Raw genomic sequence first — 14,052 nt, forward strand, 5'->3', positions numbered from 1 at the left:
ATAACTTCTAGTATCTCAAAATCAATCAAGCACCACTTACCGCAATGCCTAAGATGGAGGATTTTGGACATAAATACGTTATGACTTACGACTGTCAATAAAGAAGCAAAAGGCAAGACCTGACTCTGTTAGGTGTTAGTTCCCATTTGCAGTTTATAAATTGTTAATCCAAGCAAGCTATTAAGGAATAGAACTTGAGTTTTGGTCTTTATCAGCTATCTGTTATTGGTACAAACAAAGGCTAGGTATCAACTTATGAACAGAAAAATAACTCTATCACTAATAGCATTAGGCCTTACAGCTTGCGGTACAACCCGTCCTCCAGCACTTGAAAGTGACGCTTGGAAACAAGTCAATAATATAGGGAAAGATGGCCAATACGACCCAACTAAAATAACTAGTAGATTTAACGGTAAAAGGTGTATTACAACCTCTCATAAAGATGAGAAACTTTTACTAGCCCACACTAGTTTCAAAAATGCTAAGGTCGCTTTAGAGGAAGCTAGTTTAAAGTTGGAATACGCATCCATGGAGATAAAGTTAGTATCCGAGAATAGCTTGAAACTAAATCACTCCTTCAATGAAGTAGCTGAAATTACAGATGCCGAAAAACGAGATACAAAGTTAAAACAAATAAAAGAAAATCTAGCTAATGCAGAACTCGAATTACAATCCGCAGGGAAGAAATACACTGAAGCCAATGAGAAATTTATCGCAGCTAAACGGAGCTTAGAGACTGCTAAAACTTCATACGAACAAGTAAACTCAGTTAAGCCTATCACCCAAGAACTCGAACATAACGATCTATGTAAAGCATATTCTTTTGCTGATTTTTATAGAGAGAAATATATTGAACTATCTTCAGACGCATATCTACTTGGTACAGGTTTGGATGCACTCGGCCTACTAGCTGGATTAACTGGTGTAACCGCCGTTGCTTTTGATTGGCATCAGGATGCACTTATAGGTTCTGCTCTAACTTTGGCTACTGCTATGGGGGCAAAGTCATATACCCAACCGGGTCAACGTTCAAACCTTTACTTACAGGGAGCTCAGAGAATGCAGTGTATCGTAAACACCAGTCCTAGAGTGCTTAACAGTAGCGTTGATTACAACCAACTCGTAGGAATGAAAAGAGAGGTTTATGAGAGTATAAGAAAAATCAACCTTATCCCCCTTAGTACTATCGAAAGTGCAAGAAACACAAAGCCAACCACCTTACTAACAAAAGAAGAGATAGAACAACACATAAATAACTTCTTAGGGCTAAAGAAAAATTCTTCGGAAATTAGAAAAGAAATAACGAGGAGCATGTCACTTGTTGAATCTATGCCCGATCAAATAATTTTGGCCACTAAAGAAGCGGAACTTAAATTTAATAGTAGCTTCGTTTCTTCGGCACCTGATTTTAATAAATCGCTAAGTATCATTCAGGGTGCTATATCACAGCAGATGCTCAACCAGAAACAAACCCAAAGGTTGGATGCACTCTTCCCAGAAACAGCACTATTACCTGAGATTCCAAAAAGTACAATAGACACTAGTAACCTATCTGAGCTAGTTGAGCTGTCTAATGAGCTATTGGATAAACGAGAAACCTTAATGAGTGAATTAGTAAACTTTACAGATGTAAATACGGCTCTAAAATTGTGTAACGCCATTTAGCGTTAGATGTATGAGTACAAGTAAGGGCCTTTGAGGCCCTTATTATTTATTGCTCTACATTGACACCCAAGTCTTCAGCAATACTTTTAACTTCAGGTAGAAAACGTTCTGAGTTTAGCAAGCATACACTTTCACCTAAGTCCTCTTTAATTGCATTGTTAGAAAATGAAATGCGGGTTCAGGCCTTGCGTTATGCTATCGATAAGCAACTACACCCATATTCTACTCAGCAAGCCCTAATACGAAAACGGCCCAGCTAAAAAGCTAGACCACCTCAACAAAAAAGCAAAAGACAATACTTGACCTCGCTGGTCGTTTCACTCGTTTAGGGCAATTGTAACTGAAACCGTAGAAGAGACATCTAATCTTAGCTCTTCATATTGAGACAGAATATCATTCATGAATGACTTGGATTAACAAGTTATAACCTACACGTGGAATTGCGATGGTTGTCATACATAAATTAAAACAAAGTATTGAAAATAAATAACTTTATGAATAATGATAGTGCCGACGAACGCTATCTAATCCAGGTTCTATGTTTGCAATAATTTATCTTACTAACTCATCGGGCTTTGGTGACTTGTCGAGGTTATTTATGTAACAACTGAAATCCGACGACAATTTTAGATTAGAAAAGTAAGTCATGAAGTTATTTCGTTAGTGCTATTTGTCGGGCTCTCTCAAACGCAAAGGTGCTGAACTAATTGCGTATGGAAAAAGTGGTAGCGGGGAAACGGCGCTGATCTTCATTCACGGTTGGAGCTTAGACAGCAGGCTTTGGCAAAACCAAGGCCTCGCGATTGCGGGGCTTTTTGTTAGTTGGAGCTTTTGCTAGCTACATTCATTTCAATTTGCGAGTCATACCCGCGTCTTTCACTCGTTTATGGTCCTTAAAAGACGGCCTCATAGTTATATAAATGCTCTATCAACCACTCCTAGATACGTAATTAGCAGCACTGTTATTAGCAAGGGCTGACCGAATCTAGTGGTGCTTTCTACTGATAATCACTTTAACTATGTGTTTAGGACGTCCTGCTATGGCTAAGAAAATAATATTCATTCATGGTCGCGCTCAAAAGCCCGATAAAGCTCACCTTCAAGCACTTTGGTACGAGGCTATAGAACATGGCTTGCAGCGAGGTTGTGGAGACTCAAGTTCGTTACAAGCTTTTAAAGATGTCGATAAACGGTTTGTCTATTACGGTGAGCTATCAAATACATTGTTAGACAAACCAACGGAAGACCCTGCAAGTCGTCAGCAAGCGTTGTCTGAACTCAAAAAGTACAAGACAAGCCAGTTCAATAAAACAACGTATAACAAGGTATCTAAAATTGGTTTTCTGAAAGAGGCGTTAGCAGATACTTTTTCATCGCTATTTGGAAAGCTGGGTGTGGCCGAGACATTCATAACTAAGGTCGCGCCGGACATGGCGCACTATTGGAATGAAGATACCTATTTTGGCAGTGATGTTAGGCATAGGCTAATGGTTGAACTGAAGGAAGCGCTTGATAATCAGGATGATGTGATGATTGTAGCGCACAGCCTTGGGTCGATGATCAGTTATGACGTGCTGTGGAAGTTGTCTCATTACGGAGAGTATAGACACGACTATGGTGCAGACAAGAAGGTCAACTTATTGCTGACGCTCGGGTCCCCGTTAGGCGATGAAAACGTAAAAGATAGGCTAAAAGGGAGCCGCTTGAAAGATGAGAAGAAGTACCCGTTAAACATTCAGCAATGGATAAACATTTCGGCAGAAGATGATTTTATCTCTCATGACAGCAAAATTAGAAATGACTTTAAAGATATGCTCAAGTTGGATCTGATACCCGGTGGAATGAAAGATATTCACCCAGTTTATAACCTCAATATTCGCAACGGAAAAAGCAATCCCCATGCTTCTATCGGTTATCTCATTAATCCTAAATTCATCAAAGTATTGGATGAATGGCTCTCGAGTTGATGTGGTTTTACCAGCGTAAATTGCTTCGGTGATCGTTCGTTGGAACGCAGATAAAACAAGGCCTTGCGTGTGCGAGGCCTTTTTGTTTGAACTGTCGAAGCAACTGACTTGGACAATATTAACTACTCTGTGTAGATCGCTATTCCATTCACCGTCTGTTCTGAAACAGGGATTAAGTACTGGTAGTCTGTGCCAACACCTCCCAAAACTACAGAGTTGTTGCTTCCTGTCGCTTGAAGTAAGACCCCATTAGCTCCTAATTTAGCCGCCTGATTTTTTAACTCTTCGATTGCATAGTCGATAGAGCCTTGTTTCGTTACACCTGCATCACTAGATGCATCAACCAAAGCTATTTTTTCATAGTTCTCAGGCGCTTCAAGATAAAGCGTAACCTCTTGAGGTGTAATTGGGTCTCTGGCTTCACCGACTAATATTGCTGAACCAGATGCACAGCCAACTAAAAATAGCGTTATAGAAAGAGCTAAGGCTTTAAAGATATTCATTGGTATTAGGTCTGTTTCTGGAATTAGGCGCGGAGTATAGCGAAATAAGACCATCTTTTAATTATGGGTATTGTAACAAGTTGCGTTATTGCTTGTGAATCAGATGCATATGAGACTTGACCTATAATCCCCTCCTAACCTCCCCTTGGTTTACATCTCCAATTTCTTGTTGGTAGCGGGAAAGGGGAGGAACTGAATACAGATCGCTACATGTGCAGCGCCAAAGAATGTTCTCCCCCTCGGACGTATATCTAATGAGATCGGTGAACTCCATTTGAGGGGGAGCTAGAGGGGGGAGGTTTGGGTTTAATTGAACCGTTCCACGGAATTTCATTAACTGCGACAAGTCTGTGACTTTGTTTTACTTATTATTCAATCCAACTGGCACAGACCTGATTTGTACATCATCGTCAGCGACAAATAATAATCTCCAATGAATTTATCAAAGAAGTAAAAGCTCCCTGAATACTTATCAATCCCAAAAAATAACATTCTAAAAATGATCGTGTAACAATTTGTTAACGAGTTGTATTGTCTCTGTGTTCTTTGTCTTAGTTGCATATCGTTACCAAGCTCAGAACATACCATTATTTTTGAGGATCTGAATATGAACGGAAAACTAATAGCGGCTTTATCGTTAAAACTTAAGAAGCAAGATATCTCTAGCCAACCTCCAAGACTGGTACGCTCAAATGCTGCTTTTGAACCGAATCCAGCCCCGTCAGAACACCACAAAAAAGAGTCTCGCTAATTAGCTTGCTCCCTCTTAATAAGGCACTCGAGAGAGTGTCTTATTGAAGATGTGTGCTGAGGAAAGGAATGGTTTATGAATAATATACAAAACAGTCTCTATAGTTTATTTGACACCCAAGGTGTGAGTCTTTCAAAAGAATACAAGGATTGCATTGAGAAATATTTAGTATCTGATTTGTCTTTCACTTCTGAGATGATGAATGGTTTGGCTCGAACTATTTTTCAAAATAAAAAGATGATGGCTTACTACCTTTTACACAATGCAATCGATGAGGCTAAAGGTGCGGCAAGGTTACGAATGATCGCAGAGCGGTATGCAGATGATGAATTAAGGCCGCTTATGTTGCGTCATTATAACGATGAGATGAATCATTCTACGTTGTTTGCCAGCCTTATCCCTTTTACTGGGTACGAGACAGAAACGCATGAACATGAAGTTCAATATGAGTTAGATAAAGTCATGAACTTTGACGATGAGCTTAAGACATTCCTGTTTAGGGTTCACTCTATTGAAATACGTTCATGGCGTTTACTGTTACTGCATTTGGCGATCATCGATGAGTCTGACGATGATTACATGAAACAAATGCGTCCAACGATTCAAAAAATCTTAGAAGATGAAATGCAGCATGTGTGTTACACCGGGAAATATGTCAGTCGTTGGTTACATGCTGAGCCACACTTAAGCAAAGTTTTTGTTGAGTGCATTACCCACACGAATAAAGAAACATGGGAAGACCTCTCTTCGATGGCTTTATTCATGCGCGATCATATTCATGATTTTCTTTTAGAATCGGCGGTTTAAATGACTCTCTGGCTTAGGCTTTTAACATCGCGGAGCTCATTCGCGATGTTGGTTATCATCGCTATCGCGTCAGTGATAGCGAATACTGGATGGCGAGTCGTGATGAATAACTTCGCTGTCGACACTGTTGGTATGACCGGGGCTGATGTGGGTGTATTGCAGAGTGTCAGGGAAATCCCAGGCTTGCTCTCATTTACCGTTTTGTTTCTGTTGTTCATCGCTTCAGAACAAAGAGTCGCTGTACTGTCGGTTGCAATATTAGGGCTAGGCGTTGCCGTGACGGGGTATTTGCCTTCGATTTATGGCTTCTATTTCAGCACGACGATCATGTCTATTGGTTTCCATTATTTAGAAGCGGTGAACAAATCACTCTCAACACAGTTGTTAGCGACTAAGAACTTCAGTGAATCAATGGGGAAAATTCGATCTGCTGCCTCTTTCTTCTCGATGGTGACTTTTCTATGCATTATGGTCGCGAGCTATCTTTTTGACGTTTCAGATAAGGCTATTTTCTTTACTTGTGGAGCAATATGTTTCTGGCTAGCGGTGTACTTGGTCACGTTTAAAAATACTCATACAGAGGTTAAACAACACACTAAACTCATTGTCCGACGTGAATACACGACCTATTACATTCTTACCTTTTTGAGTGGAGCAAGAAGACAGATCTTTGTGGCATTTGCTGGCTTACTGATGGTGACCAAGTTCCACTATACGATTGCGATGATGGCCGCTTTATTTATGGTATCCAGCTTAGCAGCAACTCTTGCTCTACCTTATGTTGGGAGATTTATCGACCGAGTCGGAGAGAGGCTAGCTTTGATCATTGAGTATGCCGCGTTAGTGTTGGTGTTCCTATCTTACGCATTTGTGGATGATCATTATGCGGCAGCGGGGTTGTATGTTGTCGACAGTATCATTTTTAGTTTTGCGATCGCTTTGAACACCTACTTTAAAAAGACAATTCGGGAAGATGAAGTGGCTTCAACGGCGAGTTTGTCATTCACCATCAACCATATTGCAGCGGTGTTCCTACCATTTCTGTTGGGAATCATCTGGATGTCTGGTTATCAATGGGTGTTTGTTTCTGGAGCAGTGATTGCTTTGATTAGTCTGTTGGTTTCGTTGACTATGGGAACGCAGCTTCATCTGCGAATTAATGGATTCGATAAGCTACAGAAACAATAGCGACACTCATTTATCTCACTGGTTTGATAGATAAAACAAGGCCTCGCGATTGCGAGGCCTTTTTGTGGTCCGACTGAAACTCAATATTAATCGAGCCTAGCGAAAGCTCGGGATAATCGCTGGAATCCCCGGTAGAAGGCCAACCAACGCCATTACGCCACTTAGCACAATAAACATAGTGCCAGGCAACACCCAGCGGCTCATTTTACTCAGTTCACTACTACGTTCTTTACAACCGACTAAGCCTAAGTTATCCAACAGCATGGTGAGAGCCCAACCAAATGCTGGGTTAACGAGCGCTGAAGAAAATACAACAATCGCTGCCGACTGTGTGGTTTTTCCTTCACGCGTCATTTCCATTCCAGCTTCTAGCAATGGAACAAATACCCCAACAATCAGCGCCACACACAGTACAGGTTGCCAGATAGCTAAATCCATCGGGTAACCCCAAACTGCGGCGATGATACAGAACAGAGCTGTGAGCAGCGCGCCGGCAGGAATAGGGCGTTTAGCAATCGCAGCCGGTACGATATAAGTCCCCCATGAAGACGTAAAGTTAGTACCGCCAAGCAGAGAACCGAACGTTTGACGAATTGATGCCGTGGTCATGGTGTCGTCGATGTTCATGTGTACTTTTTCGGTACGTTCTGGGTAGCTGATCTTTTGGAATACTTGATGCCCTAAGAAATCCGGTGACCACATCGCTACGGCTAGAATCGCAAACGGCAATACCACCATGAAGTGTTCAATCGTCGGTAGGCCTAGCATCCAACCTGTATTTTCTCCCCACCAATACATAGGGTTCATGTTGGGCAAGCCTGGCTCAGTGTGGAAAGCAAATGGGGCGCCCATGGCAAATGCAATCGTACCACCCAACAAGCAGCTAAGAGGTACTGCTAACCAACGTTTGCGGAAGTGTTCCAGTAGCGCGTACAAGATAATGGTGCAAAAGATCACCACAAACGCGATGTGGCTCATACCGATTCCTTCAGCCCAAGCGAAAAGCTTTTTCACTTTAGAGGCGGTTCCAACAAAGCCGAGGTAGAGCAATAAGCCGCCACACACGCCTTTACTGGTGAGGTTGGCCAACATGCTGCCACCTTTACTGATGGCTAAGATGAGGCCAAAAGCGCCAATCAACAGGCCAAACGCCATCGGGTGTCCACCTGCTGCAACCACAATCGGAATCAAAGGGATAAGTGGGCCGTGGGTCCCTGCGAGGTTAGCCGTTGGTAGTAAGAAGCCAGAGAAAAGGATGATGAAAACTGAGGCGATGAGGAGTTCATAACGAACGTTTTCTAGAATGAAGTCTTCATTTAATCCGAGAGCCCCAGCAAAGGTGGCTGCAATAGCGCCCACCATAACCACTTTACCAATGGTCGCCGCCATCGCTGGGATGGTGTCTTCTATCTCAAATCGATAATCTTTAAACGGCAAATTTGGACGCCAGCGCTTAGGCGACATGATTTGCAATTCGTGTTCTAGATACTGTTCTCGGGAATCAAATTCCGATCTTGGTTTATGTTGTTGTTCATAGGTGAGTTCATCCTCATTGGCTTGAGGCTTCTCTGTTTGTATATGTGCGGACTCTAAAGTAGTGCTCATTTTGATTCCTTTCGTTCACACTCTGAGGTGTGTTATTCCAACAAACGTTGTTGACTCACGGCATGAAGTGTAAACAATGCGTCAACTTATAATTAAACATTCATTAACATTTAGTTGTTAGTACCTTATACCAAACCCAAAAAAACAAATAGACTCAGTCGGTTAGACATTAGTCGTAGAGTCGGACGACTAGTATTAGACCCTGTAGATAGTATGTGTCTGTTTATTGGTAGGCTCTTAATTTCAGGAATAACAAAGCCACTTTCAACAACAAATGGTTCGACTCTAAAGACCCAGAAAAAAGTCCAACGACTTACGTTTGGCTGCATGCTTGGTTGCGTTGTGGTGTGATTTGATAGTGACATCTGGTCCAGTTTTATGTTGGATATATTGGGTAATAAGCAGGGGTAGGGATTGCCTCTAGTAGCTCAATTTCTCCTACGTTTAGCCCCTGATAGTGTTAGAATCTCCGCATCAGAACTATCGAGAAACTAGGTATTTATAAACAATGTTTATCCATCACGTAAACGGCATCGACTGGCTGGTGATTACAGCTTTTGAAGAACTGAAACCGATGTTTATCGAAGATGCTGGTCCTATCCCAGCTTACTTCTCTACCACCAGTGAGTTGAGCCTGATTGATCAAGCCAAGCGCAGCTATGGGTTTTTGCCTAAACTCCGCGGTGTGATTACCGACACCGGCACGTATCAAAGTGAAAATCTTGAAGAAGACTTGAACCCACAGCTTGCGTGTATAGTGGAAGGGCGTGGTCGGGTGTTTATCTATCACGGCGACTATGTGGCTTTTGTGGATGACGAGCAAACCTTCATTACCCGAATGAACTGAGAGTGATTCAGTGAGTTGAGATCGGCGAATTGGTAAATCGGCGAGTTAGCCCACCTAGAATTTAAAACTAAAGGATTAATATGATGGCAAAAACGATCTCATTGGTACTTGGCAGTGGTGGCGCAAGAGGCTTGGTTCACGTTGGAGTCATCCGCTGGTTAATTGAGCATGGCTATCAGATAAAATCCATTTCTGGCTGTTCAATTGGCGCACTTATCGGTGGTGTCTACGCTGCGGGCAAGTTGGATGAATTTGAAGAGTGGGTCACCAGTATCGATCAAGGTGATATGGCGATGTTGTTGGACTTTTCATGGCAGTCGAGTGGTATGTTCAAAGGGGACAAGATCATCGACACTCTGCGTGGACTGATCGGCGAGATTTCAATTGAAGATCTGCCCATCCCTTATACCGCAGTTGCCGCTAACGTCGCCGATGAAAAAGAGGTTTGGCTGCAATCAGGTTCTCTGTTTGATGCCATTCGCGCCTCTATCTCTTTGCCACTGTTCTTGACCCCTCACGTTATCAATGGAGAAGTGCTGATTGATGGCGGCGTTCTTAATCCCGTACCGATTGCGCCTACCTTTGGTGATAATACAGACTTTACACTGGCTGTGAATTTAGGTGGTGAACCTGAAATGGTTAAACAGGAAGTGATACCGGTTTCCCTGCCAACAAAAGAGAGCAACCTGCATGAGAAGGTTGTGCATTTTATCGATAACCTCGGTAGCAGTGTAAAAAGCAAAATGAGCTTCAACTTTGCTTTTTACGATATTGCCAACCAAGCATTTGATGCGATGCAATCGACCATTGCTCGCCAAAAGTTGGCCGCTTACCCCGCCGATATCACGCTTGAGATCCCACGCAATGCTTGTGGCACCCTAGAGTTTGATCGCTCACAAGAGATGATCGACAGAGGCTACCACTTAGCACAGGCTAAACTGGGCAATCGACTTTAATGTATTTGCTGCTGAATGAGGGTAACTATGGAAACTGAACTCAAACTATCTGAACTCAAAGAATTGGTCACAACAAAAGATGTCATCGTGCTCACCAGCATAGAAGAGCCTGCTGTATCTTGGTTGATAGATTGCTATCAAGAGAATGCTGATATCCAAATTATCGAGGACGCACACCAACTAGATACTGAAGCGATTTTGTCGCAATGCAGAAGCAGCCTTAACGAAAGTAAAAAGGTCATCCTTACAGCGCAGTTTCGTAGCCAACTGCCTATCATCAATATCGCTTCACTGTGTAATGAGAAGCGCAAGTCATTGATCAATATTGAGCTATTAGGCTGGGATGAAGAAAAACGCGTTCCTCATTCTTACAGTAGTTTCTAGCTTATATTTGTTGCTAGCTTATATTTGTTGCTAGGTAACTGCAGTTTTTAGGTAACCGACAGCGTCTCTATAACCAGAGCAGTTCAACACAAGGTTGATCAAAGCGGTTAAGTCAGTGTCCGGAATTTGTTGACCACTACAGGGTGGTTGTATCGAATCAGGAGTAGAAAAGTCTCTTGAGATTTTACTTGTCTAAATTGTGCTTAATTATTTGTTCCACCACACCATTCATCGTCCTTGAGCTAATCTCCGGTTTCAAATACAAGGAATGATACTCAACTCCTGTTCGGTCTATATAGGCTGCTTGTAAGCCAGCGGATAGCGCACCATGAGTGTCCCAATCATGAGTAGCGACAAGACGAAGGTTTTCGACAGGCTCTTTTAAAGTTTCGGCTGCAAAGTTATACACATCTGAATTGGGTTTGAAACTGCCTGTTTCTTCAACGGAAATGACGGTGTCGAAATAATCTTCTAAGCCTGAGTTCTTGATTTGAGAAGTGATGAGATCGAGGGATGAGTTGGAAAAAGCGACGGTTTTAAACCCGTTCGCGCGCAATTTGAGCAAAGACGCTTTGATATCTGTGTGCGGTGGTAGATTGGCAAAAGAAGTTAACAAGGCACCTTTGCTTTCCGGCGTTAAATCACACTTGTACCGTTGTGCAATAGCGTTGAGCGCTGCATTCGCTAATTCAGAAAAAGTAGATTTTACGTTTGTTGCGATGCAAACCGTTGAAGAGTGTAAAAGCTTTGAAAACCAAAGTGATAATGCATCCTCCTTTCCAAACACCGCTTTAAATTTAGGCTGTAATGACTCCAAATTTAAAACCGTTTCGTTTATATCAAAAAGTATCACTTCTTTTTTCATGCAAAGCCCCCAGATTTAATTGAATTTTATGCTTACATAATCTGCTCTGACGATATGGTTTTCAACCTCCATTCAAGTAACTAAAGCTTTGCTCTCTAATTTGAAAAGAAGCTGGAATGCGTCAACGACAACCCGCCAACTCAAATCTGGCGTTGCTTTATGAGTATCATGCAACGCCAAATCTGAAACGATTTAGCTTAATTTGCGGCTTCGATGGTGCCTTTGAAAGTGCTGTCTAAAAAGTCATTGATCTCTTGTGAGTGGTAAATTGAGATAATCTTTTTATACGTTTCATTATTTTTGTCTTCTTCTCGCGCCGCAACAACCATCACTGCTAAAGGTGCGTCTTTTTTCTCTAAGTAAATGCCTTGTTTCTTAGGGTCGAGTCCAGCCGACATTACATAGTTCATGGTGATTGCAGCAGCATCTACATCGTCAAGAGAGCGGGGTAGCTGCGCGGCATCCACTTCAACAAATCGAATGTTCTTCGGGTTGCTAACAATATCGTTTAAAGACGCGTTGAAACCAGCGTTGTCTTTTAATGAGATCAGCCCTGCATCTTCAAGCAGTAATAGTCCACGCCCGCCATTCGTTGGATCGTTTGGAATCGCGATTCGAGCGTTTTCGGGAATAGAATCAAGCGAAGTGTACTTGTTCGAGTAAACGCCCATACGCATCAAAATTGAACGTCCGATAGAAACTAACTGGCTATCGTGATTGGCATTAAAGTTATCGAGGAATGGCTGATGCTGGTAACTGTTCAGTTGGATACTTCCATCATCTAATGCTGCGTTAGGGGTGATATAGTCTGAGAACTCGACGAGTTCAATGTTTATCCCTTGCTTTGCTGCTTCTTTGGCAACAGCTTGTACAACTTGTGCATGTGGGCCAACTGTCGCCCCAATCTTGATGACAGCCTCGTCTTTTTTTCCACATCCTGTTACACCGAATACGAAAGCTAATGCCAACAGGGATGCTGTGATTTTTTTGTAGCTGTTCATGATAACTCCATTTAATAAATAAAAGACATGTAGACGTCTAGCTATCTATATTATCTATTTGCGCGATCGGGTCAATAGGTTTGTTTGAAGCGAAGTTACATTGATGAGCGGTTAAGTCAGTGAATCAACGAGGCTTCTGTACGTGAGACTCGACCGACAATCCCCTTCTAACCCCCTTGGTTTACATCTCAAACCTATTGTTGGTAATGGGAAAAGGGAGGAACTGATTACCGACCAACAAAGGCCTCGCGAGTGCGAGGCCTTTTGGGTTTTGTAGGGAATAGGGCAGTCACTCGGAATCTAAAGAAAACGGGTTCAGTAAAGCTAACTATTAAGAAAGCTTTTGGTTAAAGAACTCAAGTGTACGTTTCCAAGCTAACTCTGCTTCTTCTTCAGCATAGCGGCCAGTTGAATCGTTATGGAAGCCATGGTTCACGCCGTCATAGATGTAAGCTGTATAGTCTGCTTCGTTCTCTTTGAGTTCGGCTTCATAATCTGGCCAAGTCGCATTCACGCGTTTATCGATTCCCGCAAATTGGATGAGCAAGGGGCCTTTTACATTTTTTCTTAAATCTGGTGCGGCAGGAGTACCATAAAATGGAACGCCTGCATCGAGTTGCTCTGGCATGACAGCGGCCAACATATTCACGATATAGCCACCGAAGCAGAAACCGACTGCGCCTAGCTTACCGTTACTTTTTTCATGGGACTTCAAGAAGTTTGCCGCTGCGATAAAGTCTTCTTCGATTTTCTCTTTTGATAGCGACTTCTGCATCGTTCGACCTTCATCATCATTACCTGGATACCCGCCAAGCGAATAGAGTGCATCAGGTGCAAACGCAATAAACCCCGCCGCTGCGAGTCGTCTTGCCACATCCTTTATGTATGGATTGAGGCCTCTATTTTCATGAATGACCAATACAACAGGCGCATTGCCCTCTAACTCTTTGGGTACAACCAAGTAACCATAGCCTTCGCCGTGTCCTTTAGGTGAAGGAAACTTCTCGTAGGTTGCTTTGATGGAAGGGTCATTGAAAGAGACTTGCTCTGCCTGCGCATAATTAGGAATCAGTGCAGAAGTTAGCGTCGTCATGGTTAAGCCAAGTACAGCTAGCCCAGATAGACGAGCCATAAACTCTCTGCGATCAATCAGGCCGTGTGCATATTCGTCGTACCAATCAAATGCTTCTTGAGGGATAGATCGAGTCGGCGTTGATTGAGATTCGGTATTTGGATTCATAACTTTTCCTTGTTGTGAGTTGTTTGACCAATCAACTATAGTGGAAAATTTGATATAATTGAACGATCACTCAATAACTTTTGAGCTATTTGTTATATCAAAGTACAAAAATTAGATGACAGTCCGATAAAACGATCACTTCGAATCGATTTCCATCGCTTTGGTTTGTTTTACGGAGCAATTCAATACAAGGTTGATTTGAGGGTTAAGTCAGTGAAGTCGGGTGTGATGATTGTTTGTTTTTAGGGAGGCTCTAAATCGAAGTTGGGCACA

The 14,052-nt window shown here is 42.4% G+C and carries 13 protein-coding genes and 1 pseudogene; 9 read left to right on the forward strand and 5 right to left on the reverse strand.

Annotation, left to right across the window (positions count from 1 at the left end):
* Positions 1-255: 255 nt before the first annotated feature.
* The 3 genes and pseudogenes from AB4623_RS01155 to AB4623_RS01165 all read left to right on the forward strand — a co-directional run bounded on the left by AB4623_RS01155 (position 256) and on the right by AB4623_RS01165 (position 3,632).
* Positions 256-1,665 carry a hypothetical protein gene (locus AB4623_RS01155; RefSeq protein WP_372145550.1) on the forward strand — a complete coding sequence of 470 codons (1,410 nt, stop codon included), beginning with the start codon at positions 256-258 and terminating at the stop codon, positions 1,663-1,665.
* A gap of 700 nt (positions 1,666-2,365) precedes the next feature.
* Positions 2,366-2,458, forward strand: a pseudogene (locus AB4623_RS01160) (alpha/beta hydrolase); the annotation flags it as partial.
* Between the two features lie 247 nt (positions 2,459-2,705).
* Positions 2,706-3,632 carry a hypothetical protein gene (locus AB4623_RS01165; RefSeq protein ID WP_229647237.1) on the forward strand — a complete coding sequence of 309 codons (927 nt, stop codon included), beginning with the start codon at positions 2,706-2,708 and terminating at the stop codon, positions 3,630-3,632.
* Positions 3,633-3,754: 122 nt separating this feature from the next.
* On the opposite strand, the gene AB4623_RS01170 is transcribed toward AB4623_RS01165, so the two are convergent.
* Complete coding sequence (locus tag AB4623_RS01170) at positions 3,755-4,135, reverse strand: hypothetical protein (RefSeq protein WP_171732117.1); 381 nt, start codon at positions 4,133-4,135, stop codon at positions 3,755-3,757.
* 607 nt (positions 4,136-4,742) lie between these two features.
* Between AB4623_RS01170 and AB4623_RS01175 the strand changes: the two genes are divergently transcribed.
* The 3 genes from AB4623_RS01175 to AB4623_RS01185 all read left to right on the forward strand — a co-directional run bounded on the left by AB4623_RS01175 (position 4,743) and on the right by AB4623_RS01185 (position 6,881).
* On the forward strand, positions 4,743-4,886 hold the full coding sequence (locus AB4623_RS01175; protein ID WP_157938615.1) for a hypothetical protein: 144 nt from the start codon (positions 4,743-4,745) through the stop codon (positions 4,884-4,886).
* 75 nt (positions 4,887-4,961) lie between these two features.
* Entirely contained in the window at positions 4,962-5,693 is a 732-nt protein-coding gene (locus AB4623_RS01180) for a GTPase (protein ID WP_065583531.1), read from the forward strand.
* 45 nt (positions 5,694-5,738) lie between these two features.
* The gene (locus AB4623_RS01185; protein ID WP_229647238.1) at positions 5,739-6,881 is read left to right on the forward strand and encodes an MFS transporter; all 1,143 of its coding nucleotides are present in this window, start codon (positions 5,739-5,741) and stop codon (positions 6,879-6,881) included.
* A 96-nt stretch (positions 6,882-6,977) separates the two neighbouring features.
* On the opposite strand, the gene AB4623_RS01190 is transcribed toward AB4623_RS01185, so the two are convergent.
* The gene (locus tag AB4623_RS01190; RefSeq protein ID WP_372145552.1) at positions 6,978-8,486 is read right to left on the reverse strand and encodes a DUF3360 domain-containing protein; all 1,509 of its coding nucleotides are present in this window, start codon (positions 8,484-8,486) and stop codon (positions 6,978-6,980) included.
* A 508-nt stretch (positions 8,487-8,994) separates the two neighbouring features.
* Between AB4623_RS01190 and AB4623_RS01195 the strand changes: the two genes are divergently transcribed.
* From AB4623_RS01195 to AB4623_RS01205, 3 genes are all read left to right on the forward strand, one after another.
* Positions 8,995-9,333, forward strand: coding sequence for a hypothetical protein (locus AB4623_RS01195; protein WP_017074550.1), 339 nt, complete (start codon positions 8,995-8,997; stop codon positions 9,331-9,333).
* 83 nt (positions 9,334-9,416) lie between these two features.
* Positions 9,417-10,289 (forward strand): patatin-like phospholipase family protein, encoded by an 873-nt coding sequence (locus AB4623_RS01200; protein WP_017070388.1) that lies wholly within the window; start codon positions 9,417-9,419, stop codon positions 10,287-10,289.
* Positions 10,290-10,304: 15 nt separating this feature from the next.
* Complete coding sequence (locus tag AB4623_RS01205; protein ID WP_372145554.1) at positions 10,305-10,673, forward strand: hypothetical protein; 369 nt, start codon at positions 10,305-10,307, stop codon at positions 10,671-10,673.
* 184 nt (positions 10,674-10,857) lie between these two features.
* Here AB4623_RS01205 and AB4623_RS01210 read toward each other — a convergent pair whose 3' ends face one another.
* The 3 genes from AB4623_RS01210 to AB4623_RS01220 all read right to left on the reverse strand — a co-directional run bounded on the left by AB4623_RS01210 (position 10,858) and on the right by AB4623_RS01220 (position 13,779).
* Complete coding sequence (locus AB4623_RS01210) at positions 10,858-11,538, reverse strand: haloacid dehalogenase type II (protein ID WP_372106233.1); 681 nt, start codon at positions 11,536-11,538, stop codon at positions 10,858-10,860.
* Positions 11,539-11,735: 197 nt separating this feature from the next.
* Positions 11,736-12,539, reverse strand: a complete 804-nt coding sequence (locus tag AB4623_RS01215; protein ID WP_017059075.1) for a MetQ/NlpA family ABC transporter substrate-binding protein — start codon at positions 12,537-12,539, stop codon at positions 11,736-11,738.
* Positions 12,540-12,870: 331 nt separating this feature from the next.
* On the reverse strand, positions 12,871-13,779 hold the full coding sequence (locus tag AB4623_RS01220; protein ID WP_017059076.1) for a dienelactone hydrolase family protein: 909 nt from the start codon (positions 13,777-13,779) through the stop codon (positions 12,871-12,873).
* Between the last annotated feature and the right edge of the window lie 273 nt (positions 13,780-14,052).

The organism is Vibrio sp. 10N.222.52.C12 (genome assembly GCF_041474215.1).
In the GTDB taxonomy this organism is placed as follows: domain Bacteria; phylum Pseudomonadota; class Gammaproteobacteria; order Enterobacterales; family Vibrionaceae; genus Vibrio; species Vibrio crassostreae_C.